Raw genomic sequence first — 26,943 nt, forward strand, 5'->3', positions numbered from 1 at the left:
TAGGCCCGGTAAGCGAAGCGCCACCGGGCATTAAACCGCACGAACCTTACCTTTTGCCGGGTGGCGGCTGCGCCTTACCCGGCCTACAAAAAAAACACCGCGGTCGTAGCAGTTGTAGGCCCGGTAAGCGCAGCGCCACCGGGCAATAAACCGCACGAACCTCACCTTTTCGCCGGGTGGCGGCTGCGCCTTACCCGGCCTACAAAACCCGCTCCACGGCTCCTGTCTTCACGCAAACAACCCGCTCGCCACGCCCGCGGCCGCCAGAACCAACAGCAACACCATCGCTTTCACCGGCGACACGCCGCGTTTCGCCATCAGATACCATGTCCCGAGCACCACAATCAGCGGCAACAGCTGCGGGAAAATCCCGTCGAGCATCTGCTGCACATGAATGTTCACGCCGTCTTTGGTGATGAACTCCAGCCCGGTGCCGAGCTTCACATAGCTCGCCGCCACGCCGCCCATGACGAAAACACCCAGCAGCGACAGGGCCTCACGCAGGCGAGTCGATTTGCTGCTGACCAGCATCTCCACCGACCCCGAGCCCATCTGATAGCCCTTGAGGAACAGATACCAGGAGCCCGGAATGATGATCGCCAGCCACGCGACGGTGTAAAACAGCGGGCCGAGAATATTGCCGCCCGCCGCCAGCGCCATCCCGATGCTGAGCAGGATCGGGATCAGCATGCCGGGGATCATCGAATCGCCGATCCCGGCGATCGGCCCCATCAGCCCGACTTTGAGGGTGTTAATGGTCTCGCCGTCGATCGGTTCGCCGTTGGCTTTTTTCTCTTCCAGGCCCAGCGCCATTCCGTTGACGATCGCGCCGATTTGCGGCTCGGTGTTGTAGAACGACGCATGGCGCTTAAGCATCTCCTTGCGCTGAGTGGCATCCGGATAGAGTTTTTTCGCCACCGGCAACATGCTCAGACAGAAGCCGAACGATTCCAGACGCTCAAAGCTCATCGACGACAGGTTGTGCATCATCCACGCGCGCCAGCAGCGGCGCAGATCTTTGCGGGTTAATTTACGCTCTTCCATCAGAATTCATCCTCATCGTCGTCAACCCGGCGTGCCGCTACCGCCTGCGGGGCTTCCGGTTTGTAGTTGTAGTGGATCAGCGCCAGCAGACTGCCGACGATCACCAGCGCCACCATGTTCAGCTTCAGAAAAACGATGCAGATAAAGCCGACGAGGAAGTAGATCAGCATGGTGTAATTTTTGATGATCTGTTTCAGCAGAATGGCGATCCCCACCGCAGGCAAAATCCCGCCCAGCACGTTCATGGTGGAGAGCACGATTTTCGGCAGACTGTCCATAAACCCGCTGATGTACTGCGCGCCGAAATAGACCGCGATAAAGGTCGGCACAAAGCGCAGGACAAAGTTCATCGCCTGCGGCCCGATGGCGCTGTTGAAGTAGATCCCGCGCTCATCGCCTTTCTCCAGCGCCACGTCGGCGCGGTGGTTCCAGTACGAGTTCAGCACCATCATCGCGTTGAACAGAATGGTTCCGGCGATGCCGATGGTCGCCGCCAGCGCCACGGCCACCTCCGGCCCTTTTCCGGAGAGAATGCCCAGCGCAATGGCGGGATAGGCGACGAAGTTCAGATCCGCAGGCATCGAGCCGCCCGGCGTGACCATCGCGATATAAACCGCCTGCACCGCCACGCCGATCATGATCCCGGTTTTCACATCGCCCAGAATCAAACCGACCAGCATGCCGGAAACCAGCGGACGGGAAATCAAATACCAGCCGCCGGTCAGGCCCAGCAGCCACGGGCTGCTGAGTGCGCCGAGATAGCACAGCAGCCCTATTAATGACGCTTCGATAATCATTCTGCGCTCCTCATTTCAGCTTCTGGCGGGCGTCCTGCCAGGTGTAAAAGCTGGCATCCGGCACGAGGCGAAACTCAACGTTATGCCCCTGCGCAGTCAGCCACTCAAACGCGGCAGCTTCGTCGGTGGTGACAGACTGATTCGGGCCGATGGTGGTGGTATTGGCACGGGCGCTCATTGGCCCGACGTTGATTTTGCCGTTACTGTTTTTCAGGCTAATACCCGCCTGCTCGAGACGCTGCAGGGTGACGGGCGATTTGCCAATCACGAAATAGCGTTTCTCGCTGGCAATCACCTTCGGCAGTTTTTCGATGGCGGTGGCGGTATCGAACAGCCACACTTTGGTGTCGGAGACCGCCCCTTTCATCACTGAGGAGAGCAGCGGATCGGCCGCAACGGCGTCATCAATGGCGACGATACCGTCACAGGGCAGCTCTTTGGCCCAGCGTGTGATGAGCTGCCCGTGGATCACCCGGTCATCAATGCGTACAAATGAAATACTCATAGCATGCTCCTTAAAAGTCATCTGACTGCGCTGAGACGACAGGTTTTGCCTGAATCAACGTAGGATGGGTCAGTTCAATCAGTCGGGCCGCCGCGATATTGACGTCGGGCAGGTGCGCCACGTCGTCGGTCTGCAGCAGCATCGGGAAATTCACCCCGGCCACCACGGCGACCGGCGGCTGGGTGTGGGGATTAAAGGCCGCTTCGCAGGCCACGTTCCACGGCGTGCCGCTCTGCATATCACACAGCACCAGCACCCCGTCGGCCTGCGCGCTGGCGGCTTCCAGCACCGCGGCAAACTCGCGGCGAAAGCCTTCGATGCCCGCCTGTTCCGTCAGGCACACCGCCTGAATGTGAGGAAGCTCGCCGTACACCATCTGCCCGCTTTGCAGCAGCGCGCTGGCCAGCGGCCCGTGGGTGGCGACAATAAACCGGATCATGATTACCCCCTTACCCAGGCTTTGATGGTGGCGAGCGGCTTACCGGAAGTTTCACCGGACGGTGAGATGCGGTATTCGCCGACATCTGCCGGAATGATAAAGGTCTCGGCGTAACGCACGGTGAAAGGAGCAAAGGCGCCGCTCGGGCTGTCGACGATGGCTCGATCGCCTTCCACCAGATTGAGCACGTTGACGCCGCCGTGGGTGTGATGCACGACCGGGGCGCTAAACCAGTGGCGACGCGTTTCGATAAATTCGCGCTCGTGCAGTCCGGTGCGCTCCTCCCGCCAGCCCTCTCCCTCGGCAATCGGCTCCACCTGATTCACCAGATGCTGATGCACCCACTGGGTATCGCGCTGCCAGTCAATGACCTTCTCGCCGTGATCGAGATGCACCGGGCGCGGCAGACCGTCCATGCCCAGGCGGCCCCAGTCCCAAAGTTTGAAGGTGAAGATATACGGCGTGGCGCTGATCTCCAGCACCATCGTCCCGGCACCGGAACAGTGAACGGTTCCCGCGGGGATCAGGAAATGATCGTGCTTCTTCGCCTGGATTTGGTTCACGAAACGCGCATCATCAAACGGCTGCTCGCCGCGACCGGCGCTTCGGAGGTTATCGAGCATCGCCTGCGGCTCAGTGCCGGTTTTGGTCCCGAGATAGACCATCGCGCCCGGCTCCGCTTCCAGAATGTAGTAGCTCTCATCCTGGGTATAGTGCATGCCAAACTGCTGCTGGATGTACTCGGTCAGTGGGTGTACCTGGAAACTGAGGTTTTGCCCGCCGATGGTATCGAGAAAATCGAAGCGAATCGGGAACTCCGCGCCAAAGCGCGCGTGGACTTTTTCACCCAACAGCGCGCGAGGCTCAAGCAGCACCAGGTCCTGAGAGGGGATCTCGATCCGCACCGCGCCAAAACGCAGTAACAGGCTGTTCTCCTCGGGCACACAGTCAAAACACCATGCGTAATTGGGTGCGGAGGGATCGAGATCGAATTTTTGCTTCATCCACTGGCCGCCCCAGACGCCGGGGTCGAAGAAGGGGACGACGCGAAACGGCTGCTGGGTGGTTTGTTTGAGTCCGGCACGCAGCGCGTCGCCGGTGACCATCGCCGGGCTGTCGGCACGGGTGGTATCCAGCAGGAAATCGGCGCGTTTGAGAAGCGGGGTTTTATGGCGGTCGAACACGCGCCATTCGACAAAGAATGCCCGCTTGTAGCGACGCAGCATGTCTTCGCTCTGATTCTCTGCGCCCCAGTTATCCAGCTCGCCGCTGCGCATCCGCTGCTGGATCTCCCAGCGAGGCAGATCCGCATACACCAGCACATCACCCGGATGCACCAGCGCCGCGCCGGGGCCGTAAATCACGATCAGCCCGTCAGGGGCGTTGCTGACCTGCTCTTTCAGCGCGTGCAGCTTTTGCGGATCGATAAACTCGCTGAGCTGATGGCAGGAGAGCACGCCAAAGACGCGGTCATCCGTGAGGTTGCGCGCCAGAAGCTGGTGCAGGGCCGACTCATCGAGCCGCGCCTGTTCGGCGTTAATCACAAGGGCCGGGTTCAGCGCGGAGAGCAGATTTTCTTCCAGCTCGGCCAGGCGAACGCCCGGATAACAGTCAATTACCAGAACGGTTCGCTGGCCTGTTCTGGCGCGAAGCCGGGCCGTTATCGCTTCCCAGCCCTGCCAGGCGCTGTCGTCGTAGCCTTCAATCTGGAGCGTGGGATATTTTTCGTAGTAGCTCATTTTATCCTCCGTAATCGTTGCTTAAGGTTATTCGATTAACCGCGTTTGAGAAGGGTGGTTAACGCGATTAACCCGCCATTCCAGGCAATGAAAGGGGAAAAAGCGGGCGGAATGTGAAGAGGCTCACAGGGAAAAATGCAAAAAATAGGTTATTCGATTAATCTGGAATGAAGTCTTAAAGGAGTCACTATGACAGGAATCACGCTGGCCGATGTCGCGAAGCGGGCCGGAGTTTCAACGGCGACGGTCTCGATGGTGTTGTGCAACAAGGGGCGCATTTCACAGGCGACGCGCGAGCGGGTGCTGAAAGCGCTGGATGAATCGGGCTACGTCTATAACCAGACGGCGGCCAACCTGCGCAATCGCAGCAGCAATCAGGTCGGACTGCTGCTGCACGATATCACCAACCCTTTTTACGGGGAGATGACGGCGGGATTAAGCCACGAAATGGAGCGTCACGATCTGATGCTGTTTCTGGCGAACAGCGAAGAGTCGTCTCAGCGGCAGCAGAAATTTGTCGATTCTCTGATGCGCAATAACGTCGGCGGGATGGTGCTGTGCGCCGCCCGTGAAACGCCGCAGGCCTTTTTCGACGGCCTGAAGCGGCGCAACATTCCGGCGATTATGGTGGTGCGCCCGCTCAACGATCCGGATTTCGATTTTGTCGGGACGGATAACTTCCTCGGCACGCAAATGGCGACCGAACATCTGCTGCGGATGGGCCATCGCCAGATTGCCTTTATCGGCGGCAGCCAGAATTCCGGCTCGCGGGCGCAGCGTATCGGCGGCTTTACCAGTCAGCTGCTGGAGTACGGCGTTGCGCCGAATCCTGAGTGGATCATCACCTCGCAGGCCAGCCAGAGTGATGGGGCACGCGTGGCGGAAAGCCTGCTGCGGGGCAATCCGCAGATCACGGCGGCCATTTGCTATCAGGATATTGTGGCGCTCGGCGTTATGCAGAGTTTACGCAAACTGGGCCGCGAACCGGGGCGGGATTTCGCGCTGGTGGGCTTCGATGACATCACCGAAGCGGCGCTGGTTCAGCCCGCGCTGACCACGGTATCGGTCGCGGCGAAAGAGATCGGGCGTAAAGCCGGGGAGCTGCTGTTCAGCCGGATTCAGGGCAATGACGAACCGGCAAAACGGATCATCCTGCCACCGGCGCTGGTGGTGCGGGAATCATGCGGTTTTCGCTGATCCTCATGTCTTTTACTGATACTCCTCCCTGTTTATCATAAAATTCTAATCATCGGCGTTTTCAGATAGCAGCATTGCCGAAGGCTGGTTAATCTGAAAACGATTTACATACTTTTAACGTAAGAGAATAACTATGCATGATGCACAGGTACGTGTCGCGATAGCGGGCGCGGGTGGCCGTATGGGCCGTCAGTTAATTCAGGCTGCGCTGCAGTTAGACGGCGTTGCGCTTGGCGCAGCGCTGGAGCGCGACGGCTCTTCGCTTCTGGGAACCGACGCGGGCGAGCTGGCGGGCGTAGGCAAGACGGGCGTGACCGTGCAAAGCAGCCTGGAGGCGGTGAAAGACGATTTTGACGTTTTCATCGATTTCACCCGTCCGGAAGGGACGCTGCACCATCTGGCGTTTTGCCGTCAGCACGGGAAAGGCATGGTCATCGGCACCACCGGTTTTGACGACGCGGGCAAACAGGCCATCAAAGACGCTTCCCAGGAGATCGCCATTGTCTTCGCGGCTAACTTTAGCGTCGGCGTCAACGTGATGCTCAAGCTGCTGGAGAAAGCGGCCAAAGTGATGGGCGAATACACGGACATCGAGATTATCGAAGCGCACCACCGTCACAAAGTAGATGCCCCGTCCGGTACGGCGCTGGCGATGGGCGAAGCGATTGCTTATGCACTTGATAAGGATTTAAAGGACTGCGCGGTCTACTCTCGCGAAGGGCATACCGGCGAGCGTGTTCCGGGCACTATCGGCTTTGCAACAGTGCGTGCGGGCGATATCGTCGGCGAACACACGGCGATCTTCGCCGATATCGGCGAGCGCGTGGAGATTACCCACAAAGCATCCAGCCGTATGACCTTTGCCAACGGCGCAGTACGCTCCGCGTTGTGGCTTAAAACGTTAGATAATGGTCTTTTTGATATGCGAGATGTGCTTAATCTTAACGATTTATAAGTTTTATTACCCATCGTGATGTGGTTATTGCAGTCTTAATTGATTGATTGCACAGGGCAATATTTTATTGCCCTTTTATTTTGCCATTCTGGCATATTTTCTTTAGCTAAAGGCGTTAAAAATATCATTTTCTCTCAATTTTGTGTTATCGCACTGTAAATTTTGACCATCTGGTCTGGTTTTTATTGCCCCTCACACTAAGATCCCACTAAACTCAGCGTACAAACGTTTTCTAACGTGATTTTGTTGATCTTTTTATGGCTTAAACTCCGTTAATCGCCAAAGGCGCGTAAAATAATAAACAAAAAAGCCATTTTGAGTTGACTTTACCCCTCCAAATCCCCAGAATGCCGCCGTTTGCCGAAAATCCACTGGCAGCAAATTTGCATTGATTCATGACGTCGTTGTGAATTAATATGCAGATAAAGTGAGTGAATATTCTCTGGAGGGTGTTTTGATTAAGTCAGCGCTATTGGTTCTGGAAGACGGAACCCAGTTTATCGGTCGGGCCATAGGGGCAACAGGTTCGGCGGTTGGGGAAGTCGTTTTCAATACTTCAATGACCGGTTATCAAGAAATCCTCACTGATCCTTCCTATTCCCGCCAAATCGTCACCCTTACTTATCCTCATATTGGTAATGTCGGCACCAACGAAGCCGATGCCGAATCTTCCCAGGTCCACGCACAAGGTCTGATTATTCGCGACCTGCCGCTGATTGCCAGCAACTACCGCAACACCGAAGACCTCTCTTCTTACCTGAAGCGTCACAACATCGTGGCGATTGCCGATATCGATACCCGTAAGCTGACCCGTCTGCTGCGCGAGAAGGGCGCACAGAACGGCTGCATCATCGCGGGCGATAACCTGGATGCGGCCCTGGCGCAGGAAAAAGCGAAAGCCTTCCCTGGCCTGAACGGGATGGATCTGGCGAAAGAAGTGACCACCGCGGAAGCTTATAGCTGGACGCAGGGGAGCTGGACGCTGGCGGGCGAACTGCCGGAAGCGAAGAAAGAAGAAGAGCTGCCGTTCCACGTGGTCGCCTACGACTACGGTGCGAAGCGCAACATTCTGCGCATGCTGGTGGACCGCGGCTGCCGCCTGACGGTAGTTCCGGCGAAAACGCCTGCGGACGAAGTACTGAAGATGAACCCGGACGGGATCTTCCTCTCCAACGGCCCTGGTGACCCGGCGCCGTGCGAGTACGCGATTGAAGCGATTAAAAGCTTCCTCGAAACCGATATTCCGGTATTTGGCATCTGCCTCGGCCATCAGCTGCTGGCGCTGGCGAGCGGTGCGAAGACCGTCAAGATGAAGTTCGGCCACCACGGTGGTAACCACCCGGTGAAAGATATCGACAACAACACGGTGATGATTACCGCGCAGAACCACGGTTTTGCGGTGGACGAGGCATCAATGCCTGCCAACCTGCGCGTTACCCACAAGTCGCTGTTCGACCATACCCTGCAGGGTATCCATCGCACCGACAAACCGGCGTTCAGCTTCCAGGGTCACCCGGAAGCCAGCCCAGGCCCGCACGATGCCGCGCCGCTGTTCGATCACTTCATCGAACTTATCGAGCAATACCGTCAGACCGCTAAATAATCAGGAGCCGAGAAAAAAATGCCAAAACGTACAGATATAAAAAGCATCCTGATCCTTGGCGCTGGCCCGATCGTTATCGGCCAGGCCTGCGAATTCGACTACTCCGGCGCACAGGCGTGTAAAGCCCTGCGCGAAGAGGGTTACCGCGTCATTCTTGTGAACTCTAACCCGGCCACCATCATGACCGACCCGGAAATGGCCGATGCGACCTACATCGAGCCGATTCACTGGGAAGTGGTACGCAAAATCATCGAAAAAGAGCGTCCGGACGCCGTGCTGCCAACCATGGGCGGCCAGACCGCGCTGAACTGCGCGCTGGAGCTGGAACGTCAGGGCGTACTGGCCGAGTTCGGCGTGACCATGATTGGTGCCACCGCTGACGCGATTGATAAAGCTGAAGACCGCCGCCGTTTCGACGTGGCGATGAAGAAAATCGGCCTCGACACCGCGCGCTCCGGCATCGCACACACCATGGAAGAAGCGCTGGCGGTTGCCGCTGACGTGGGCTATCCGTGCATCATCCGTCCTTCCTTCACCATGGGCGGCACCGGCGGCGGTATCGCCTACAACCGCGAAGAGTTCGAAGAGATTTGCGAACGCGGTCTGGATCTTTCCCCAACCAAAGAGCTGCTGATTGACGAGTCGCTGATTGGCTGGAAAGAGTACGAGATGGAAGTGGTGCGTGATAAAAACGACAACTGCATCATCGTCTGCTCTATCGAAAACTTCGATGCGATGGGTATCCACACTGGCGACTCCATCACCGTGGCACCGGCTCAGACTCTGACCGACAAAGAGTATCAAATCATGCGTAACGCCTCGATGGCGGTACTGCGTGAAATTGGCGTCGAAACCGGCGGGTCTAACGTGCAGTTCTCCGTGAACCCGAAAAACGGTCGCCTGATTGTTATCGAGATGAACCCGCGCGTATCCCGCTCCTCGGCGCTGGCCTCCAAAGCGACCGGCTTCCCGATTGCGAAAGTGGCGGCGAAACTGGCCGTGGGTTACACCCTCGACGAGCTGATGAACGACATCACCGGCGGTCGTACTCCGGCGTCGTTTGAGCCGTCTATCGACTACGTTGTGACTAAGATTCCTCGCTTCAACTTCGAGAAATTCGCGGGCGCGAACGACCGTCTGACCACCCAGATGAAATCCGTCGGCGAAGTGATGGCGATTGGCCGCACTCAGCAGGAATCCCTGCAGAAAGCGCTGCGCGGCCTGGAAGTGGGCGCGATGGGCTTCGACCCGAAAGTGAGCCTCGATGACCCGGAAGCGCTGACCAAAATCCGCCGCGAGCTGAAAGACGCGGGCGCTGAGCGTATCTGGTACATCGCCGATGCCTTCCGCGCGGGCCTGTCCGTCGACGGCGTCTTCAACCTGACCAACATCGACCGCTGGTTCCTGGTGCAAATCGAAGAGCTGGTGCGTCTCGAAGAGAAAGTGGCAGAGATGGGCATCACCGGTCTCGACGCTGACTTCCTGCGTATGCTGAAACGCAAAGGCTTCGCCGATGCGCGTCTGGCAAAACTGGCGGGCGTGCGTGAATCTGAAATCCGCAAGCTGCGCGACCAGTACAATCTGCATCCGGTCTACAAACGCGTGGACACCTGTGCGGCTGAGTTCGCCACCGACACCGCCTACATGTACTCCACGTACGAAGACGAGTGCGAAGCGAACCCGTCCACCGACCGCGATAAAATCATGGTGCTGGGCGGCGGTCCAAACCGTATCGGCCAGGGCATCGAGTTCGACTACTGCTGCGTACACGCCTCTCTGGCGCTGCGTGAAGACGGTTACGAGACCATCATGGTCAACTGTAACCCGGAAACCGTATCGACCGACTACGACACCTCTGACCGCCTCTACTTCGAGCCGGTAACGCTGGAAGACGTACTGGAAATCGTGCGCATCGAGAAGCCGAAGGGCGTTATCGTGCAGTACGGCGGCCAGACCCCGCTGAAACTGGCGCGTGCGCTGGAAGCAGCAGGTGTGCCGGTTATCGGCACCAGCCCGGATGCGATTGACCGCGCGGAAGACCGCGAGCGTTTCCAGCAGGCGGTTGACCGTCTGAAGCTGAAACAACCGGCGAACGCCACTGTGACCGCGATTGAAATGGCGGTTGAGAAGGCGAAAGAGATTGGCTACCCGCTGGTGGTGCGCCCGTCCTACGTACTGGGCGGCCGTGCGATGGAAATCGTCTACGACGAAGCTGACCTGCGCCGCTACTTCCAGACCGCGGTGAGCGTCTCTAACGATGCGCCGGTGCTGCTCGACCGCTTCCTTGACGACGCGGTAGAAGTGGACGTGGATGCCATCTGCGACGGCGAAATGGTGCTGATTGGCGGCATCATGGAGCACATCGAGCAGGCGGGCGTGCACTCCGGTGACTCCGCGTGTTCTCTGCCAGCCTACACCCTGAGCCAGGAAATTCAGGATGTGATGCGCCAGCAGGTGCAGAAACTGGCCTTCGAGCTGCAGGTTCGCGGCCTGATGAACGTCCAGTTCGCGGTGAAAGATAACGAAGTCTACCTGATTGAAGTGAACCCGCGTGCGGCGCGTACCGTGCCGTTCGTCTCCAAAGCGACCGGGATTCCGCTGGCGAAAGTGGCGGCGCGCGTGATGGCGGGCCAGACGCTGACTCAGCAGGGCGTGACCAAAGAGATCATCCCACCGTACTACTCGGTGAAAGAGGTGGTCCTGCCATTCAACAAATTCCCGGGCGTTGACCCGCTGTTAGGGCCAGAGATGCGCTCCACCGGCGAAGTCATGGGCGTGGGCCGTACCTTCGCGGAAGCTTTCGCCAAGGCACAGCTCGGCAGCAGCTCGACCATGAGAAAGCAGGGCCGTGCGCTTCTCTCCGTGCGCGAAGGTGATAAAGAGCGTGTGGTAGACCTTGCGGCAAAACTGCTGAAACAGGGCTTTGAGCTGGATGCGACCCACGGCACGGCCATCGTGCTGGGTGAAGCCGGTATCAACCCGCGTCTGGTCAACAAGGTGCATGAAGGTCGTCCGCACATTCAGGACCGTATCAAGAATGGCGAGTACACCTACATTATCAACACCACCGCAGGTCGTCAGGCGATTGAAGACTCCAAGCTGATTCGCCGCAGCGCGCTGCAGTACAAAGTGCATTACGACACCACCCTGAACGGCGGTTTCGCGACAGCGATGGCGCTAAACGCGGATGCCACCGAGAAGGTGATTTCGGTGCAGGAAATGCACGCGCAAATTAACAAGTAAGCCGCACCGCGTGTATCCGGCGGGTGGCGCTGCGCTTACCCGCCCTACAAAAACCACATTTCCACCTGTAGGCCGGGTAAGGCGCAGCCGCCACCCGGCAACAAGCCTCTCCGTACTTCTTCAGAGTGTTCTGGTTTTCCATCTCCCGTCAGTCAGTTAGCCTAAAATGGTTAGGTCGATAATTAAATTCAACTGAAAAGCAGGGAGAACACCATGCGAAATAAACTTCTGGCTACCTCAATTTTTGCTGCAGCAGCCCTCTTTACCGTTGCCGGTTGTTCATCCAACCAGGCGGTGAAAACTACCGACGGCAGAACCATCGTCACCGACGGTAAACCGCAGGTCGATGACGATACCGGTCTGGTCTCTTATAAAAACGCGGAAACCGGTAAAACCGAGCAAATTAACCGCGACCAGGTGAAGAACATGAGTGAATTAGATAACTGATTCTCATTCATTTTCTTTATGACAGCGGCACCGTGCCGCTGTCTCTAATCCTTGACGAATATCAATCGTAACCCCAACGAGGTAGGTGAAAATCACGCTCTGAATACTGGAGAGTGATTATGGAAGACCAAAATAAGACTGAAGATGAGCAAGGCTTTCGCCTTTCGCGGCGAAGTGTCCTGAAGTCAGGCTCTTTACTCCTGACCCTACCCTTTGTTTCGCTTAAATCCCATTCTGCTTAGGCTGCCGAAACCATCCCGGATCCTGCGCCTGCATCCGCTGAAAAAGTCGTACCCACCTGCAGCACCTTTGACTGTGGCGGGAAATGCGATATTCGGGCGCATGTCTCGGACGGTGTCGTCACCCGCATTACTACCCGTCCTGATAACGAGCTGGATGCCGACATGCCCATCATGCGCGCCTGCGTTCGTGGCCGCGGATACCGTAAATTTGTCTATCATCCCGACCGGCTTAAATATCCGATGAAGCGCGTGGGTAAACGTGGTGAAGGGAAGTTTGAGCGCATCTCCTGGGATGAAGCCACGACCCTGATTGCGGATAACCTCAAGCGCATCACGGCGAAATACGGCCCGGAATCGCGGTTTATGCATAACAACACCGCCACCAGCGGCGGGGCGTTTTCTGGCGACGGCATGATGAAGCGTCTGCTGAATCTGACCGGGGGTTATCTCTCTTACTACCACTCGGTCAGCCTCGGCAATACCGTGGCGGCCACGCCTTACACCTATGGCATCGCGGCCAGCGGAAACTCGCTTGATACGCTCAAGGACACCCCGCTGGTGATCCTCTGGGGGCACAACCCTACCGAGACGATTTTCGGCCATACCAACCACTATTTTCAGCAGATGAAGCAAAACGGCACCCGCTTTATCGTCGTTGATCCGCGCTATTCCGATACCGTCTCTTCCCTGGCTGACCAGTGGATCCCGCTGCTGCCAACCACCGACAATGCCCTGATGGACGCGATGATGTACGTCATCATCAGCGAGAATCTGCACGATAAAAACTTTATCGCTCGCCATACGCTGGGCTTTGATGAACAGTCGATGCCAGAAGGCGTTCCGGCCAATGAGTCGCTGATCTCCTATCTTATGGGCACGAAAGACGGGGTCGTGAAAACGCCGGAATGGGCAGAAAAAATTACCCACGTTCCGGCGCAGACGATTCGCCAACTGGCGCGCGACTACGCCACCACCAAACCGGCCGCTCTGATCCAGGGCTGGGGTCCGCAGCGACATAACTGCGGTGAAAGAACCGCGCGCGGATCGACACTGCTTGCCACACTCACCGGTAACGTCGGCGTGCCGGGCGGCTGGGCCGCGGGTTACGGCGGATGCGCCAACCGCAAATTCACCACCGGGATCGAAACCCTGGATAACCCGGTGAAGGAGAGCATCTCCATCATGAACTGGGTTCAGGCCGGTGATGATGCGAGCCAGGTGAAACCCGAGGATGGACTCAAGGGCGCGGAAAAACTGAAAAGTAACATTCGCATCCTGTTCTCGCTGGCGGGGAACTATCTGGCGAACCAAAATCCGGATGTGAATCAGACGGTGAAAGTGCTCGAGGACGAATCGAAAATCGAGTTTATCGTCGTGAGCGATCTCTACATGAGCCCGAGCGCGAAGTATGCCGACCTGCTGCTGCCCGAAACCAGCTTTATGGAGCGCTGGAACATTGGCGAAACCTGGGGGACAGCAAACTATTTGATCCTCTCCGAAAAACTAATTGAGCCTGAATTTGAGCGCCGCAGCGATTATGCCTGGCAGCGTGAAGTGGCGGCGAAACTTGGCGTTGAAGCTGAATTCAGCCAGGGGCGCGATGAGAAAGGGTGGATCGAACACATCTGGGAGAACACGCGCCAGTCGATGCCGGACGAAAAACTCCCGACCTTTGCCGAGCTGCAAGTGACCCGCCGCCATCTTTTCAAAAGCGCGCCGTGGGTGGCCTTTGAAGAGAATATCCGCGATCCCGACAATCATCCTTTCCCGACGCCGTCCGGCAAAATCGAGATCTTTTCGAAGCGCCTCTACGACATGAACCATCCGGAAATCCCGGCGCTGTCCCACTATGTGCCCGCCCACGAAGGACCGGAAGATCCGCTGGCGAAGCAGTATCCGTTACAGCTGATCACCTGGAAAGGCAAAAACCGCGCGAACTCCACTCAGTACGCCAACCCGTGGCTGCAGGAAGTGCAGATGCAAAAACTGTGGATTAACCCGCTGGATGCTGAGCAACGCGGAGTCCAGCAAGGTGACAAGGTGCGGATTCATAACGATCGCGGCGTGAGCCTGGTCGAGGCGAACGTTACGCCACGGATTATTCCGGGCGTGGTGGCGATGCAGGCGGGGGCCTGGTGGCAGCCCGATGCGCAAGGTGTCGACCACGGCGGATGCGCCAACGTACTCAGCTCAACGCGGATCACCGCGCTGGCGAAAGGGAATTCACATCAAACCATGCTGGTGGAGGTAGCGAAGCATGAGTCAGTTTAAGGAATACGCACCCGTAAGCGATAAACAGCTGGGGTTCTTTATCGATTCCTCCCGCTGTTCAGGCTGCAAAGCCTGCCAGGTGGCGTGCAAAGATAAAAATAATCTCGACGTCGGGCGCCGTTTTCGTCGGGTTTACGAAGTGACGGGCGGCGGGTTCATGCCGACCGGTCAGGGCGGCGTGCAGAACAACGTCTTCGCCTACACCCTCTCCATCTCCTGCAATCATTGCGCCGATCCTATCTGTACGAAGAACTGCCCCACCACCGCCATGCACAAAAGGCCTGGCGACGGCATAGTGCGCGTCAACACTGACAAGTGCGTGGGCTGCGGCTATTGCGCCTGGTCTTGCCCTTACGGCGCGCCGCAGCTCAACGAGCAAACCGGGCAAATGTCGAAGTGCGATTTTTGCGTGGATCTCCAGGCGCAGGGCGAACAGCCGATCTGCGTCGCAACCTGTCCGCTGGGAGCCATCCAGTTTGGCCCGATCGACGAGTTACGCAAAAAGTTCGGTCATCTTTGCGATGTGAACGGATTGCCCGATTCGGCGATCACCCAGCCTAGCCTGGTGATCAAAGCGCATCAGGGTGCGGAGAAAAAGGAGAAACCTCATGCATGAGTGGCCGCTGTTAATCTTTACCCTGCTACTGCAGGGGGCCGTCGGGCTGACGCTCTTTCTGACCCTGAACCTGTGGTCGGGCAGCACGCCGCATTATTCCACTCGGCTGTCGACGGAACGGCCGCAACTGCCGATCTTTATCGTCTGCGTCATGGCCGGACTGGGCCTGCTGGCATCGGTATTCCATCTGGGATATCCGCTTAACGCCTTCAACGCCCTGCGCCATTTCAACAGTTCGTGGCTGAGTCGTGAGATCGTGTTTGCCAGCCTGTTCCTGGCCTTCGCCGGGTTGGGCTTTTTGGCCTCGCTAATGAAAGGATCGCTCTGGAAGGGGTTGATGCCGCTGGCGCTGCTGCTGGGGCTGATCGACGTGTATTGCATGAGCCAGATCTACATGCATACCTCGGTGATCACCTGGATGCATGCCAATACCCTGGTGATGTTTTATGGGTCGGTAGCCATTGTCGGCGCGGTGGTGGCCAGTGTGCTGCTGCCCCTGCGTAATAGCTCACTTGCCCGCGGGATGATGGCGCTGGTAGTGGTAGCCGTTCTGGTTCGGCTGCTGACGCAAATTCCTTATATGTCGTGGCTGTCCGGGGCCGGACTGAGTGACGCGCCGACGTTCCCGCATCAGCCGCTGGAGGCGTTCAAAACCACCGCTGAGCTGCGTTTGTGGGGCTGGTCGCTCTCCGTCGTCGGTGCGCTGGCCTTTGCCTGCGGCGCACTTCGCTCTCGCCAGGTGTGGCTGTACGCCGGTGGCGCATTATTGCTGATAGCCGAAGTTCTGCTGCGCTTTGCGTTCTTTAGCATTCACTGATGCTGCGTTTCGCTTTAGCTGACTCCCCACCGCCACCCGCGGTGGGCGAGTCATGTTTACGCCGCTCGCTTCGACGTGCAACCTGCCGCGCCTGCGTGGACAATTGCCCGGCAGATGCGCTGACGGTAACAGGCGAGGGCGCAGCGCTTAACGACGAACTGTGCCTGCGCTGTGGCCGTTGTCTGTTTGTCTGCCCCGTGGGAGCCATTGCGCACCTTGAACCTCCCCGAAGGCACACTCTCGCTCAACGGCTGATCGCGCCCTTCACGGCCATTGCGCCTGACATCAACGAACTCCTGCTGTGGCATGTTCAACATCATATTCGCGGTGTGGATATCGATCTGGATGAACATCCTCACTGGGGCCTCGCTATCGCGGCGCTCAATCTTAAGCTGCGCGAACTGGACGAACCCGCGTGGCAGATTTTTCCGCCGCAGCTAGCATCTCTCGATCGCGGACGCCGCCGTTTGTCAGGCGTGGAGAAAGGCGTTTCTGTGGAGGTGGAGCCGCTCTCGAAGGCTTTTCCGCAGTATCAACAGTTTACGCTGCAGCTCGATCCTGAACGGTGTGTCGCCTGCGCGGCGTGCAGCCGGGTCTGTTCCCCGAAGGCGTTAGTGCTAGAGGCGGGAGCCTTTGCCCTCGACGCCCGGCAGTGCACCGGCTGCAAAGCGTGCGAGGCGGTCTGTCCGGTTGATGCCATACGCATTGTGCCTGAAACGCGCAAAGCCGGGGCGATCGTTCACCCCTTGTTTGAGACCTCCTGCCTGGCGTGCTCCCGCCCGTTTTATGCCTGGCATCCGCAGACCTCCCTGTGTCCGATTTGCCGCCAGCATCATCACGGGATGCGGTGACAACTCCGATACATTTGCTGTGCTTATGTATCTCGTTTTTGTTTTACCGCCAATGGGATATGCTTGATCAGATGTTCCTTCCGTAAAGAGCTCCGAATGATTCTGATAATTTATGCGCATCCTTATCCGCAACACTCGCATGCGAATAAGCGAATGCTCGATCAAGTCAGGGAAATTGACGGCGTAGAAATACGCTCCCTCTATCAACTCTATCCCGATTTCAACATCGATATTGCCGCCGAACAGGAGGCGATTGCCCGCGCGGATCTGATCGTCTGGCAGCACCCGATGCAGTGGTACAGCACGCCGCCGCTGCTCAAACTGTGGATCGACAAAGTCTTCTCCCACGGCTGGGCCTACGGGCATAACGGTCACGCGCTGAAAGGCAAAAGCCTGATGTGGGCCGTTACCACTGGCGGCGGGGAAAGTCATTTCGATATTGGCGAACATCCGGGATTTGAGGTGCTGTCTCAGCCATTGCAGGCGACGGCGGTGTACTGCGGATTGCAGTGGCTGCCGCCTTTCGCCATGCACTGCACCTTTGTCTGCGATGACGAAACCTTGCAGGCGCAGGCCCGTCACTACAAACAACGTCTACTCGACTGGCAGGAGCACCACCATGGATAGCCATACGCTGATACAGGCATTGATCTACCTGGGTGCGGCCGCGCTGATCGTTCCGGTGGCGGTGCGTCTGGGCCTGGGCTCGGTGCTCGGGTATTTGATCGCCGGTTGCGCCATCGGCCCGTGGGGGCTTGGGCTGGTCACGGACGCCGAGTCTATTCTGCATTTCGCCGAAATCGGCGTGGTGCTGATGCTGTTTGTCATTGGTCTGGAGCTCGACCCGCAGCGTCTGTGGAAACTACGCGCCTCGGTGTTTGGCGGCGGGGCGTTGCAGATGATCGCCTGCGGCGCGCTGCTGGGCGGATTCTGTATTCTGCTCGGGATGGACTGGAAGGTCGCCGAGCTTATCGGCATGACTCTTGCGCTCTCCTCGACGGCGATTGCCATGCAGGCGATGAATGAGCGCAACCTGACGGTGTCCCAGATGGGGCGCAGCACGTTCTCCGTTTTGCTGTTCCAGGATATCGCCGCGATTCCGCTGGTGGCGATGATCCCGCTGCTGGCGGCGAGCGGTTCGTCCACTACGCTGGGGGCCTTCGCCCTGTCGGCACTGAAAGTGGCGGGGGCGCTGGCGCTGGTGATCCTGTTGGGCCGGTATGTGACGCGCCCGCTGCTGCGTTTTGTCGCGCGCTCCGGGCTGCGGGAAGTGTTCAGCGCCGTGGCCCTGTTCCTGGTCTTCGGTTTTGGTCTGCTCCTCGAAGAGGCCGGTCTGTCGATGGCGATGGGGGCATTCCTCGCGGGCGTTCTGCTCGCCAGCTCCGAATACCGTCATGCACTGGAAAGCGATATCGAACCCTTTAAGGGCCTGCTGCTGGGGCTGTTCTTTATCGGCGTCGGGATGTCCATCGACTTTGGCACGCTGGTGACGCACCCGCTGCGCATTCTGATCCTGCTGGTCGGTTTCCTGGTCATTAAAATGGGCATGCTGTGGCTGATCGCCCGCCCGCTGAATGTGCCGAATAAACAGCGCCGCTGGTTTGCGGTTTTGCTGGGGCAGGGGAGTGAATTTGCCTTCGTGGTGTTTGGTGCGGCGCAGATGGCGAACGTACTCGACGCCGAGTGGGCGAAGGCGCTGACCCTGGCGGTGGCGCTGTCGATGGCGGCCACGCCGATTTTACTGGTGCTGCTTACGCGTCTGGAGCAATCCGGCAGCGGGCAGGAGCGCGAAGCGGATGAGATTGACGAAGAGCAGCCGCGGGTAATCATCGCCGGGTTTGGCCGCTTCGGGCAGATCACCGGCCGCTTGCTGCTCTCCAGCGGGGTGAAAATGGTCATTCTGGATCACGATCCTGACCACATTGAAACTCTGCGTAAATTTGGCATGAAGGTCTTTTACGGCGATGCGACGCGCGTCGATCTGCTGGAATCCGCCGGGGCGGCGAAAGCCGAGGTGCTGATTAACGCGATTGACGATCCGCAGGCCAGCCTCCAGCTGGCTGAGCTGGCGATGGAGCATTTCCCGAACCTGAAAATCATCTCCCGTGCGCGCGATGTGGACCATTACATCAAGCTGCGTCAGGCCGGGGTGGAAGCGCCGGAGCGTGAAACCTTCGAAGGGGCGCTGAAATCCGGGCGTATGGCACTGGAAGGGTTAGGGCTGGGTGCCTATGAAGCGCGCGAGCGCGCCGATCTGTTCCGCCGATTTAACACCGGGATGGTCGAAGAGATGGTGGAGATGGCCGAAGAGGATGCGACGTCCCGCGCGGCGGTAGTGAAACGCACCAGCGCGATGCTGACGGAGATCATCAACGAGGATCGAAATCATCTGTCGTTGACTCAGCGTCACGGCTGGCAGGGAACGGAAGAGGGCAAACATACCGGCGATCCGAAGGATGAACCGGAGAGTAAACCTCTGGCGTGAAGTGGAGTTGCCAGCAATATTGAAATATTTCCCGTTCTTTACTCTGCCGCCAGTCGACGAAAGATTAAGCTTTCCGTATAGTGGCGGCAATTTTTTGCATCCGGGAAATTTTCAATGATCAGTCTGATTGCAGCGCTGGCGGTAGACCGCGTTATCGGTATGGAAAACGCCATGCCGTGGAACCTGCCTGCCGATCTCGCATGGTTTAAACGTACCACGCTTAACAAGCCGGTAGTGATGGGCCGCCTGACCTGGGAGTCAATCGGTCGTCCGTTGCCGGGTCGTAAGAATATCGTTATCAGTAGCCAGCCGGGTACCGACGATCGCGTTGAATGGGTAAAATCCGTCGACGATGCGATTGCCGCCTGCGGCGACGCGGAAGAGATTATGGTGATTGGTGGGGGCCGTGTTTACGAGCAGTTCCTGCCAAAAGCGCAGAAGCTCTATTTGACCCACATTGACGCGGAAGTGGAAGGGGACACGCATTTCCCGGACTACGATCCTGACGAGTGGGAATCTGTGTTCAGCGAATTCCACGACGCTGACGCGCAGAACTCGCACAGCTACTGCTTCGAAGTGTTGGAGCGTCGTTAAGGCGAAGCCGCCATTCGGCATTCGTGCGGTGAGTTTGCCTGATGGCGCTTCGCTTATCAGGCCTACGAAAGACCATCTAAGAATGTAGGCCGGATAAGGCGAAGCCGCCATCCGGCACTTGTGCGGTGAGTTTGCCTGATGGCGCTTCGCTTATCAGGCCTACGAAAGACCATCTAAGAACGTAGGCCGCCATCCTGCAATGACATCAGGAGGCAACCGCCTCGCCATCCCCTAACTCAAGATGCCGGTTCGACGGCTGAACAAAATACGTCTTATCTTCCCAGCGCAGACAGGTTAAATCCCCGCCCCAGCAGCATCCCGTATCCAGCCCGTAAATATTGTCTGGTGTGCCTTTGCCTTCCAGCGACGCCCAGTGGCCAAACACCACGCTGTACTCATCCGTTACCGGGCCAGGAATGGCAAACCACGGCTTCAGCGGCGCAGGAGCGTTTTCCGGAGTGTCTTTGCAGTACATATCCAGCTGACCGTACGGGAAGCAGTAGCGCATGCGGGTAAAGGCATTGGTCACGAAGCGCAGGCGCGCCAGACCGCTTAGCTCCGGGCTCCAGTTGTTCGGCATATCGCCGTACATCGCATCGAGGAAGAACGGATAGGAGTCGCTCGCCAGCACCGCCTCGACATCGCGCGCGCACTCTTTGGCGGTCTGCAGATCCCACTGCGGCGTGATCCCGGCGTGGGCCATCACCAGCTTCTTCTCTTCGTCGACCTGCAGCAGCGGTTGACGACGCAGCCAGTTCAGCAGCTCATCGGCGTCTGGTGCTTCCAGCAGCGGCGTGATCCTGTCTTTCGGCTTATTGCGACTGATCCCGGCAAATACCGCCAGCAGATGCAGATCGTGATTACCCAGCACCACGCGCACGCTGTCGCCCAGCGATTTAACGAAGCGCAAGACGTCCAGCGAGCCCGGCCCGCGCGCCACTAAATCGCCCGTCAGCCAGAGGGTGTCTTGTCCAGGCGTAAAATCGACCTGTTTTAGCAATGCGATCAGTTCATCGTAGCAACCGTGAACGTCGCCAATGAGATATGTAGACATATTTTTAATGAATGAAAGTAGGAACGGCGAGACGGAAAACAGGAACATCAATACGGAAGGTATTGCCGTCTGGATCGACCATTTCGTAATGGCCCTGCATGGTGCCCATCGGTGTCTCTATGACGGCACCGCTGGTGTACTGAAACTCTTCGCCGGGGGCGATGTGGGGCTGTTCGCCGACCACACCTTCACCCTGAACTTCAATTTCACGGCCATTGCCGTTGGTGATAAGCCAGTAGCGCCCGAGCAGTTGCACAGGCATCCGCCCCAGATTGCGAATGGTTACGGTGTAAGCAAAAACAAAACGTTCTTCGTCCGGCGTGGACTGAGACTCGATATAGACACTTTGCACCTGAACACATACGCGGGGCGAATCAATCATGGCTTAGCTCTCCTTTGGCGGTGCGTTGTCGCTGATGTAGTTAGCCAACTTACAGTACTGCTCAACGGAAATGTTTTCCGCACGCATCGCTGGATCGATACCTAATTCGGTCAGCACTTCGACGGTAAACGAGTTACCCAGGCTGTTACGAATCGTTTTACGACGCTGGTTAAAGGCCTCGGTGGTGATGCGGCTCAGCACGCGCAGCTCTTTAACCGGATACGGCATCACAGCGTGTGGCACCAGACGCACGACCGCTGAATCCACTTTTGGCGCTGGCGTAAACGCCGTCGGCGGCACTTCCAGCACCGGGATAATCTGGCAATAGTATTGCGCCATGACGCTCAATCGACCATACGCTTTACTGTTCGGCCCTGCAACCAGTCGGTTGACGACCTCTTTTTGCAGCATGAAGTGCATGTCGGCAATGGCATCAGTATAGCTAAACAGATGGAACATCAGCGGCGTGGAGATGTTATACGGCAGGTTGCCGAACACGCGCAGCGGCTGGCCCAGCTTCTCGGACAGCTCGGCGAAGTTCATGGTCATGGCGTCCTGCTGATAAATCGTCAGCTTAGGGCCAAGGAACGGATGCGTTTGCAGACGAGCGGCCAGATCGCGGTCCAGCTCGATAACCGTCATTTCGTCGAGGCGTTCACCCACAGGCTCCGTCAGCGCCGCAAGGCCCGGACCGATTTCGACCATCGCCTGGCCTTTCTGTGGATTAATGGCGGAAACGATGCTTTCGATAACGAACTGATCGTTAAGGAAGTTTTGCCCGAAGCGTTTGCGGGCTAAGTGGCCCTGATGGACTCTAGTATTCATTGAGTATTAACAATCATTTTGATGGCGAGATTAAGCGCCGTAATAAAACTGCCGACATCCGCCTGGCCTTTTCCTGCCAGATCCAGCGCAGTACCGTGGTCCACGGACGTTCGAATAAAGGGTAAACCGAGCGTGATGTTCACGGCGCGGCCAAATCCCTGGTATTTTAGCACGGGCAGGCCCTGATCGTGGTACATCGCGAGCACCGCATCGGCGTTATCGAGATATTTAGCCTGGAAAAGGGTATCAGCAGGCAGCGGCCCGCTAAGATTCATCCCTTTGCCGCGCATCTCTTCCAGCACCGGAATGATGGTATCGATCTCTTCCGTGCCCATATGCCCGCCTTCGCCCGCATGCGGATTCAGCCCGCAGACCAAAATATGCGGTGCGTTAATGCCGAATTTGGTTTGCAGGTCGTGATGCAAAATGGTGATGATTTCGCGCAGCAGGTCTGGCGTGATCGCCTCTGAAATAGCTTTCAGCGGCAAATGGGTCGTCACCAGCGCGACGCGCAGCTCTTCTGTTGCCAGCATCATCACCACGTTGTCGCTGTGGGAGCGCTCTTCAAAGAACTCCGTGTGACCGGTAAAAGGCACACCCGCGTCGTTAATCACGCCTTTATGCACTGGGCCGGTAATCAACGCGGCAAATTCACCGCTCAGGCAACCATCACAGGCGCGCGCCAGCGTCTCGACAACGTAGTGACCGTTTTCGGTACTGAGCTGACCGGGCGTGACAGGAGCGCGAAGGGGAACCGGAAGAAGGGTTAAAGTGCCCGCCGTTTGCGGAACAGGTGTTTGGCTGGCGTCGTAGGGCAGGAGCGTTAAAGGCAGACCGAGCCATTCAGCCCGGTCTTTTAACAGTGTTTCATCAGCGCAGACAACCAGTTCCACCGGCCAGCTCTGCTGTGCGAGCTGGACGACGAGGTCAGGACCAATCCCGGCGGGCTCGCCGGGAGTGATGACAACACGTTGTGGTTTCATTAGTTGCTCAGGATTTTCACGTAAGCACTGGCGCGTTGTTCCTGCATCCAGGTCGCCGCTTCTTCAGAGAACTTACGGTTGAACAGCATACGGTAAGCGCGGTCTTTCTGCGCCGCGTCGGTTTTATCCACGTTGCGGGTATCCATCAGCTCGATCAAGTGCCAGCCGAAGGAGGAGTGAACCGGCGCGCTCATCTGGCCTTTGTTCAGCTTCATCAGCGCATCGCGGAAGGCTGGATCGTAGATATCCGCTGCCGCCCAGCCCAGATCGCCGCCCTGGTTTGCAGAGCCAGGATCTTGAGAGAACTCTTTCGCGGCATTGGCGAACGAGGTTTTACCGCTCTTGATATCCGCAGCAATCTGCTCCAGTTTCACGCGCGCCTGATCGTCAGTCATGATCGGAGACGGCTTCAGCAGGATGTGACGAGCGTGAACTTCAGTCACAGAAATGCTCTGGCTCTGGCCGCGCATATCGTTCACTTTCAGAATGTGGAAGCCCACACCGGAACGGATTGGACCGATAATGTCGCCTTTCTTCGCCGTGCTCAGCGCCTGCGCAAAGATAGACGGCAGCTCCTGAATACGACCCCAGCCCATCTGGCCGCCTTTCAGCGCCTGCTGGTCAGCAGAGTAGCTGATTGCCAGTTTGCCGAAGTCACTGCCGTTACGCGCCTGATCTACGATAGAGCGCGCCTGACTTTCCGCTTCAGCCGCCTGATCGGAGGTTGGGTTTTCCGGGAGAGGAATCAGGATGTGGCTCAGGTTCAGCTCGGTGCTGGCATCATTCTGACTGCCAACCTGCTTCGCCAGCTGATCCACTTCCTGAGGCAGGATGGTTACGCGACGACGCACTTCGTTGTTACGCACTTCAGAAATCAGCATCTCTTTGCGGATCTGATTCCGGTAGGTCGCGTAGCTGATGCCATCGTAAGCCAGACGGCTGCGCATCTGGTCGAGCGTCATGTTGTTCTGCTTGGAAATGTTAGCGATGGCCTCATCGAGCTGCTGATCGGTCACCTTCACACCCATTTTCTGACCCATCTGCAGCACAATCTGATCCATGATCAGACGTTCGAGGATCTGATGGCGCAGCGTGGCGTCATCGGGAAGTTGCTGACCTGCCTCGCCCGAATTGAGCTTCACAGATTGCATTAAACCAGTAACGTCGCTCTCAAGTACTACACCGTTGTTCACAACGGCGGCGACTTTATCAACAACCTGTGGCGCGGCATAGCTGGTGTTCGCAACCATAGCGATACCGAGCAGCAGCGTTTTCCAGTTCTTCATACTTTTTCCATTTCAATTAACCGCAAAGCGGATGGCGTTGTAAATCAAGCACATTACAAGGAACTACGATATGGCAGAATGTTCGAGCGCAGCATCTGCTGCGTGCCCAGGCCGTAGTTGGAGCTCAGGCCGCGCAATTCGACATTGAAGCCAATGACGTTATCGTATTTGCTCTGATTATTCGTGGTATCCCAGCCGTTAAGCTTGCGTTCGTAACCGACGCGAAGCGCGTAACAGCAGGAGTTATATTGCAAACCAACCATCTGATCTGCTGGCTTGCTGGTATTGGTGTCGAAGTAGTAAGCGCCCACAATTGACCAGCGATCGGCGATCGGCCAGCTTGCCGCACCACCGACCTGCGCAATACCGTCCTTGTACTGATCGGCGGTGGCGTAGTTTGGCAGCGTCGCCTGAATATATTCCGGGCTGGCGTAACGGTAGGTCAACTGCACCATCCGGTCCTCATCACGGCGATATTCAATGCTGGCGCTGCTGGTCGCGACATTATCCAGTCGTGTGTCGTACTGCAGACCACCGCGCAGACCCCAGCGATCGGTCATACGCCAGTAGGTATCGCCCGCCCACACCAGAGCACCCGTTTTGTTGTCTTTCTCCCAGTTAATGTTGTCATCACCGGTACGTGCTTCGGTGAAGTAGTAGATTTGACCAACAGAAACGTTAAAACGTTCAACCGCAGCATCATCATATACGCGAGTTGTCACACCGGTGGTGACCTGGTTCGCGGAAGCAATACGGTCAAGGCCGCCATAAGTCCGATCGCGGAACAGGCCGCTATAGTCGGACTGGAGGAAAGAGGAGTCGTAGTTCTGGATTTTGCTCTGATCGCGATACGGTACATACAGGTACTGCATGCGCGGCTCCAGCGTTTGGGTATACCCGCTCGCCAGGTTCATGTCACGTTCGAAAATCAGCTTGCCGTCCATTTTGAACTGCGGCAGCACGCGGTTAACGGACTCTTCGAGATCGGTGCCGTAACGGGCGTTATACGTGTCCAGATTCTTCTGCTGATAATGGGTCGCCATCATCTTGGCTTCGGTGTTCAGACTCGCCCAGTCGTTAGATAAAGGCAGGTTGATCGTCGGCTCAAGGTGCACACGCGTGGCTTCCGGCATGTCGGAGTTGGTGTTCACGAAGTGTACGGCCTGACCATAGACGCGAGTGTCAAACGGACCGACGTCATTCTGATACCAGTTCACGTCCAGCTGCGGCTCAGCACCGTAGGTGCTACGCGTCTGGTTGCTGAAGACCTGGAACTGCTTGGTCGATACCGTGGCGTTAAAGTTCTGGATGGCATAACCGACGCTGAATTTCTGCGTCGCATAGCCGTCAGTACTGGAACCGTACTTAGAATCGAAATCATTAAAATAGTAAGGGTCGCTGACTTTGGTGTAGTCGACGTTGAAGCGCCACACCTGATCCATCACGCCCGCATGCTGCCAGTAGTATAACCAGCGGTGGCGATCGCCCTCTGTTGGATGCTCGTCCTGGTACACCTTGTCAGATGGCAGATAATCCAGTTCCATCAAACCGGAACCCGCCTGGGTCAGATAGCGGAACTCGTTCTGCCACTGAATATTGCCGCGCTTATGGATATAGTGCGGCGTAATGGTGGCGTCCATGTTGGGCGCGATGTTCCAGTAATACGGCAGGTAGAACTCAAAATAGTTCGAGGTGCTGTATTTGGCATTCGGGATCAGGAAGCCTGAACGACGCTTATCGCCAACCGGAAGCTGCAAATAGGGGCTGTAGAACACCGGCACCGGGCCGAGTTTGAAGCGCGCATTCCAGATCTCCGCGACTTCCTCTTCTCGGTCGTGGATCACTTCGCTCCCGACCACGCTCCAGGTATTGGAACCCGGCAGACAGGAGGTAAAGGAGCCGTTCTCCAGAATGGTGTAGCGGTTTTCGCCGCGCTGTTTCATCAGGTCCGCTTTACCGCGCCCCTGGCGACCCACCATCTGGTAATCACCTTCCCAGACGTTGGTATCTTTAGTATTCAGGTTTGCCCAGCCTTTCGGACCTTTCAGGATGACCTGATTGTCGTCATAGTGCACATTGCCCAGAGCATCCACCGTTCGGACGGGCTCAGCCGCGCCCTCGGGTTGCTTCTGATGCAACTGAACTTCGTCCGCCTGCAGACGGCTGTTACCCTGGTTAATGTCGACATTACCCGTGAAGGTCGCGTTATCAGGGTAATTCCCCTTCGCGTGGTCGGCATTAATCGTGACAGGCAAGTTATTGGTATCACCCTGCACCAGTGGGCGATCATAGCTTGGAATGCCCAGCATACATTGCGAGGCAAGATCGGCAGCCATGCCCTGTTGACTGTACAGAGCGGCGGCGATCATGGTGGCCAGGAGGGTGGGGATACGTTTTTTCATACGTTATATTTAGTGTTCCGTCATCAGTGGCTACGGCTTACAAACGCTCAGAGACTATCTTACTCATCTGCGCAGTGCCAGCGTTAATCCTGCCCGGTTACGAGTCAGAGTGTTAGGCTCGCTATCGAATGACGAGTATGATAATGCAAATTATAGGCGATGTCCC

The 26,943-nt window shown here is 57.3% G+C and carries 22 protein-coding genes and 1 pseudogene; 12 read left to right on the forward strand and 11 right to left on the reverse strand.

Annotated features, from left to right (window positions below):
• Positions 1-228: 228 nt before the first annotated feature.
• Genes U9O48_RS03545 through U9O48_RS03565 form a run of 5 tightly spaced genes read right to left on the reverse strand, consistent with a single transcriptional unit; the run spans position 229 to position 4,524 of the window.
• Positions 229-1,044, reverse strand: a complete 816-nt coding sequence (locus U9O48_RS03545) for a PTS system mannose/fructose/sorbose family transporter subunit IID (protein ID WP_285146039.1) — start codon at positions 1,042-1,044, stop codon at positions 229-231.
• Positions 1,044-1,841 carry a PTS mannose/fructose/sorbose/N-acetylgalactosamine transporter subunit IIC gene (locus U9O48_RS03550; protein ID WP_202674012.1) on the reverse strand — a complete coding sequence of 266 codons (798 nt, stop codon included), beginning with the start codon at positions 1,839-1,841 and terminating at the stop codon, positions 1,044-1,046. Before U9O48_RS03550 ends, U9O48_RS03545 begins: the two co-directional genes overlap by 1 nt.
• A 10-nt stretch (positions 1,842-1,851) precedes the next feature.
• Positions 1,852-2,346, reverse strand: a complete 495-nt coding sequence (locus U9O48_RS03555; RefSeq protein ID WP_282491601.1) for a PTS system mannose/fructose/N-acetylgalactosamine-transporter subunit IIB — start codon at positions 2,344-2,346, stop codon at positions 1,852-1,854.
• A gap of 10 nt (positions 2,347-2,356) precedes the next feature.
• Positions 2,357-2,785 (reverse strand): PTS sugar transporter subunit IIA, encoded by a 429-nt coding sequence (locus U9O48_RS03560; RefSeq protein WP_282491602.1) that lies wholly within the window; start codon positions 2,783-2,785, stop codon positions 2,357-2,359.
• Between the two features lie 2 nt (positions 2,786-2,787).
• Positions 2,788-4,524, reverse strand: a complete 1,737-nt coding sequence (locus U9O48_RS03565; protein WP_324723523.1) for a class I mannose-6-phosphate isomerase — start codon at positions 4,522-4,524, stop codon at positions 2,788-2,790.
• A 189-nt stretch (positions 4,525-4,713) separates the two neighbouring features.
• On the opposite strand from U9O48_RS03565, the gene U9O48_RS03570 reads away from it, so the two are divergent.
• The 12 genes and pseudogenes from U9O48_RS03570 to folA all read left to right on the forward strand — a co-directional run bounded on the left by U9O48_RS03570 (position 4,714) and on the right by folA (position 19,845).
• Complete coding sequence (locus U9O48_RS03570) at positions 4,714-5,721, forward strand: LacI family DNA-binding transcriptional regulator (protein ID WP_324723524.1); 1,008 nt, start codon at positions 4,714-4,716, stop codon at positions 5,719-5,721.
• Between the two features lie 133 nt (positions 5,722-5,854).
• Complete coding sequence (gene dapB / locus U9O48_RS03575) at positions 5,855-6,676, forward strand: 4-hydroxy-tetrahydrodipicolinate reductase (protein WP_282491605.1); 822 nt, start codon at positions 5,855-5,857, stop codon at positions 6,674-6,676.
• Between the two features lie 454 nt (positions 6,677-7,130).
• A complete protein-coding gene (gene carA / locus U9O48_RS03580; RefSeq protein WP_324723525.1) occupies positions 7,131-8,279 on the forward strand; it encodes a glutamine-hydrolyzing carbamoyl-phosphate synthase small subunit in 1,149 nt (382 codons plus the stop codon).
• 18 nt (positions 8,280-8,297) lie between these two features.
• On the forward strand, positions 8,298-11,522 hold the full coding sequence (gene carB, locus U9O48_RS03585) for a carbamoyl-phosphate synthase large subunit (RefSeq protein ID WP_282491606.1): 3,225 nt from the start codon (positions 8,298-8,300) through the stop codon (positions 11,520-11,522).
• A gap of 213 nt (positions 11,523-11,735) precedes the next feature.
• Entirely contained in the window at positions 11,736-11,969 is a 234-nt protein-coding gene (locus U9O48_RS03590; protein ID WP_095280727.1) for a YgdI/YgdR family lipoprotein, read from the forward strand.
• 119 nt (positions 11,970-12,088) lie between these two features.
• Positions 12,089-14,482: pseudogene (locus tag U9O48_RS03595) on the forward strand (DMSO/selenate family reductase complex A subunit).
• The gene (locus U9O48_RS03600; RefSeq protein WP_285146033.1) at positions 14,469-15,098 is read left to right on the forward strand and encodes a DMSO/selenate family reductase complex B subunit; all 630 of its coding nucleotides are present in this window, start codon (positions 14,469-14,471) and stop codon (positions 15,096-15,098) included. The pseudogene U9O48_RS03595 and the gene U9O48_RS03600 overlap by 14 nt, the downstream one beginning before the upstream one ends.
• Positions 15,091-15,915: a dimethyl sulfoxide reductase anchor subunit family protein gene (locus U9O48_RS03605; RefSeq protein WP_285146032.1), complete on the forward strand. Its 825-nt coding sequence runs from the start codon at positions 15,091-15,093 to the stop codon at positions 15,913-15,915. The genes U9O48_RS03600 and U9O48_RS03605 overlap by 8 nt, the downstream gene beginning before the upstream one ends.
• Positions 15,915-16,766: a 4Fe-4S dicluster domain-containing protein gene (locus U9O48_RS03610; RefSeq protein WP_285146031.1), complete on the forward strand. Its 852-nt coding sequence runs from the start codon at positions 15,915-15,917 to the stop codon at positions 16,764-16,766. The genes U9O48_RS03605 and U9O48_RS03610 overlap by 1 nt, the downstream gene beginning before the upstream one ends.
• Positions 16,767-16,862: 96 nt before the next feature.
• The gene (gene kefF, locus U9O48_RS03615; RefSeq protein ID WP_285146030.1) at positions 16,863-17,393 is read left to right on the forward strand and encodes a glutathione-regulated potassium-efflux system oxidoreductase KefF; all 531 of its coding nucleotides are present in this window, start codon (positions 16,863-16,865) and stop codon (positions 17,391-17,393) included.
• Positions 17,386-19,251 carry a glutathione-regulated potassium-efflux system protein KefC gene (kefC, locus tag U9O48_RS03620; RefSeq protein WP_324723527.1) on the forward strand — a complete coding sequence of 622 codons (1,866 nt, stop codon included), beginning with the start codon at positions 17,386-17,388 and terminating at the stop codon, positions 19,249-19,251. Before kefF ends, kefC begins: the two co-directional genes overlap by 8 nt.
• A gap of 114 nt (positions 19,252-19,365) precedes the next feature.
• On the forward strand, positions 19,366-19,845 hold the full coding sequence (folA, locus tag U9O48_RS03625) for a type 3 dihydrofolate reductase (RefSeq protein ID WP_100777676.1): 480 nt from the start codon (positions 19,366-19,368) through the stop codon (positions 19,843-19,845).
• A gap of 205 nt (positions 19,846-20,050) precedes the next feature.
• Here the strand turns inward: folA and apaH are convergent, their stop codons facing one another.
• The 6 genes from apaH to lptD are packed head-to-tail and all read right to left on the reverse strand — an operon-like array spanning position 20,051 to position 26,777.
• A complete protein-coding gene (gene apaH / locus U9O48_RS03630; RefSeq protein ID WP_324723529.1) occupies positions 20,051-20,899 on the reverse strand; it encodes a bis(5'-nucleosyl)-tetraphosphatase (symmetrical) ApaH in 849 nt (282 codons plus the stop codon).
• A gap of 4 nt (positions 20,900-20,903) precedes the next feature.
• A complete protein-coding gene (apaG, locus tag U9O48_RS03635; protein WP_324723530.1) occupies positions 20,904-21,281 on the reverse strand; it encodes a Co2+/Mg2+ efflux protein ApaG in 378 nt (125 codons plus the stop codon).
• Between the two features lie 3 nt (positions 21,282-21,284).
• A complete protein-coding gene (gene rsmA / locus U9O48_RS03640; RefSeq protein WP_285146026.1) occupies positions 21,285-22,106 on the reverse strand; it encodes a 16S rRNA (adenine(1518)-N(6)/adenine(1519)-N(6))-dimethyltransferase RsmA in 822 nt (273 codons plus the stop codon).
• A complete protein-coding gene (gene pdxA, locus U9O48_RS03645; RefSeq protein WP_324723532.1) occupies positions 22,103-23,089 on the reverse strand; it encodes a 4-hydroxythreonine-4-phosphate dehydrogenase PdxA in 987 nt (328 codons plus the stop codon). The genes rsmA and pdxA overlap by 4 nt, the downstream gene beginning before the upstream one ends.
• Positions 23,089-24,375, reverse strand: a complete 1,287-nt coding sequence (gene surA / locus U9O48_RS03650; RefSeq protein ID WP_282491616.1) for a peptidylprolyl isomerase SurA — start codon at positions 24,373-24,375, stop codon at positions 23,089-23,091. The genes pdxA and surA overlap by 1 nt, the downstream gene beginning before the upstream one ends.
• Positions 24,376-24,428: 53 nt before the next feature.
• Positions 24,429-26,777, reverse strand: coding sequence for an LPS assembly protein LptD (lptD, locus tag U9O48_RS03655; protein ID WP_324723533.1), 2,349 nt, complete (start codon positions 26,775-26,777; stop codon positions 24,429-24,431).
• Positions 26,778-26,943: the final 166 nt, after the last annotated feature.

Origin of the sequence: Lelliottia sp. JS-SCA-14, assembly GCF_035593345.1 — a bacterium.
Lineage (GTDB): Bacteria > Pseudomonadota > Gammaproteobacteria > Enterobacterales > Enterobacteriaceae > Enterobacter > Enterobacter wanjuensis.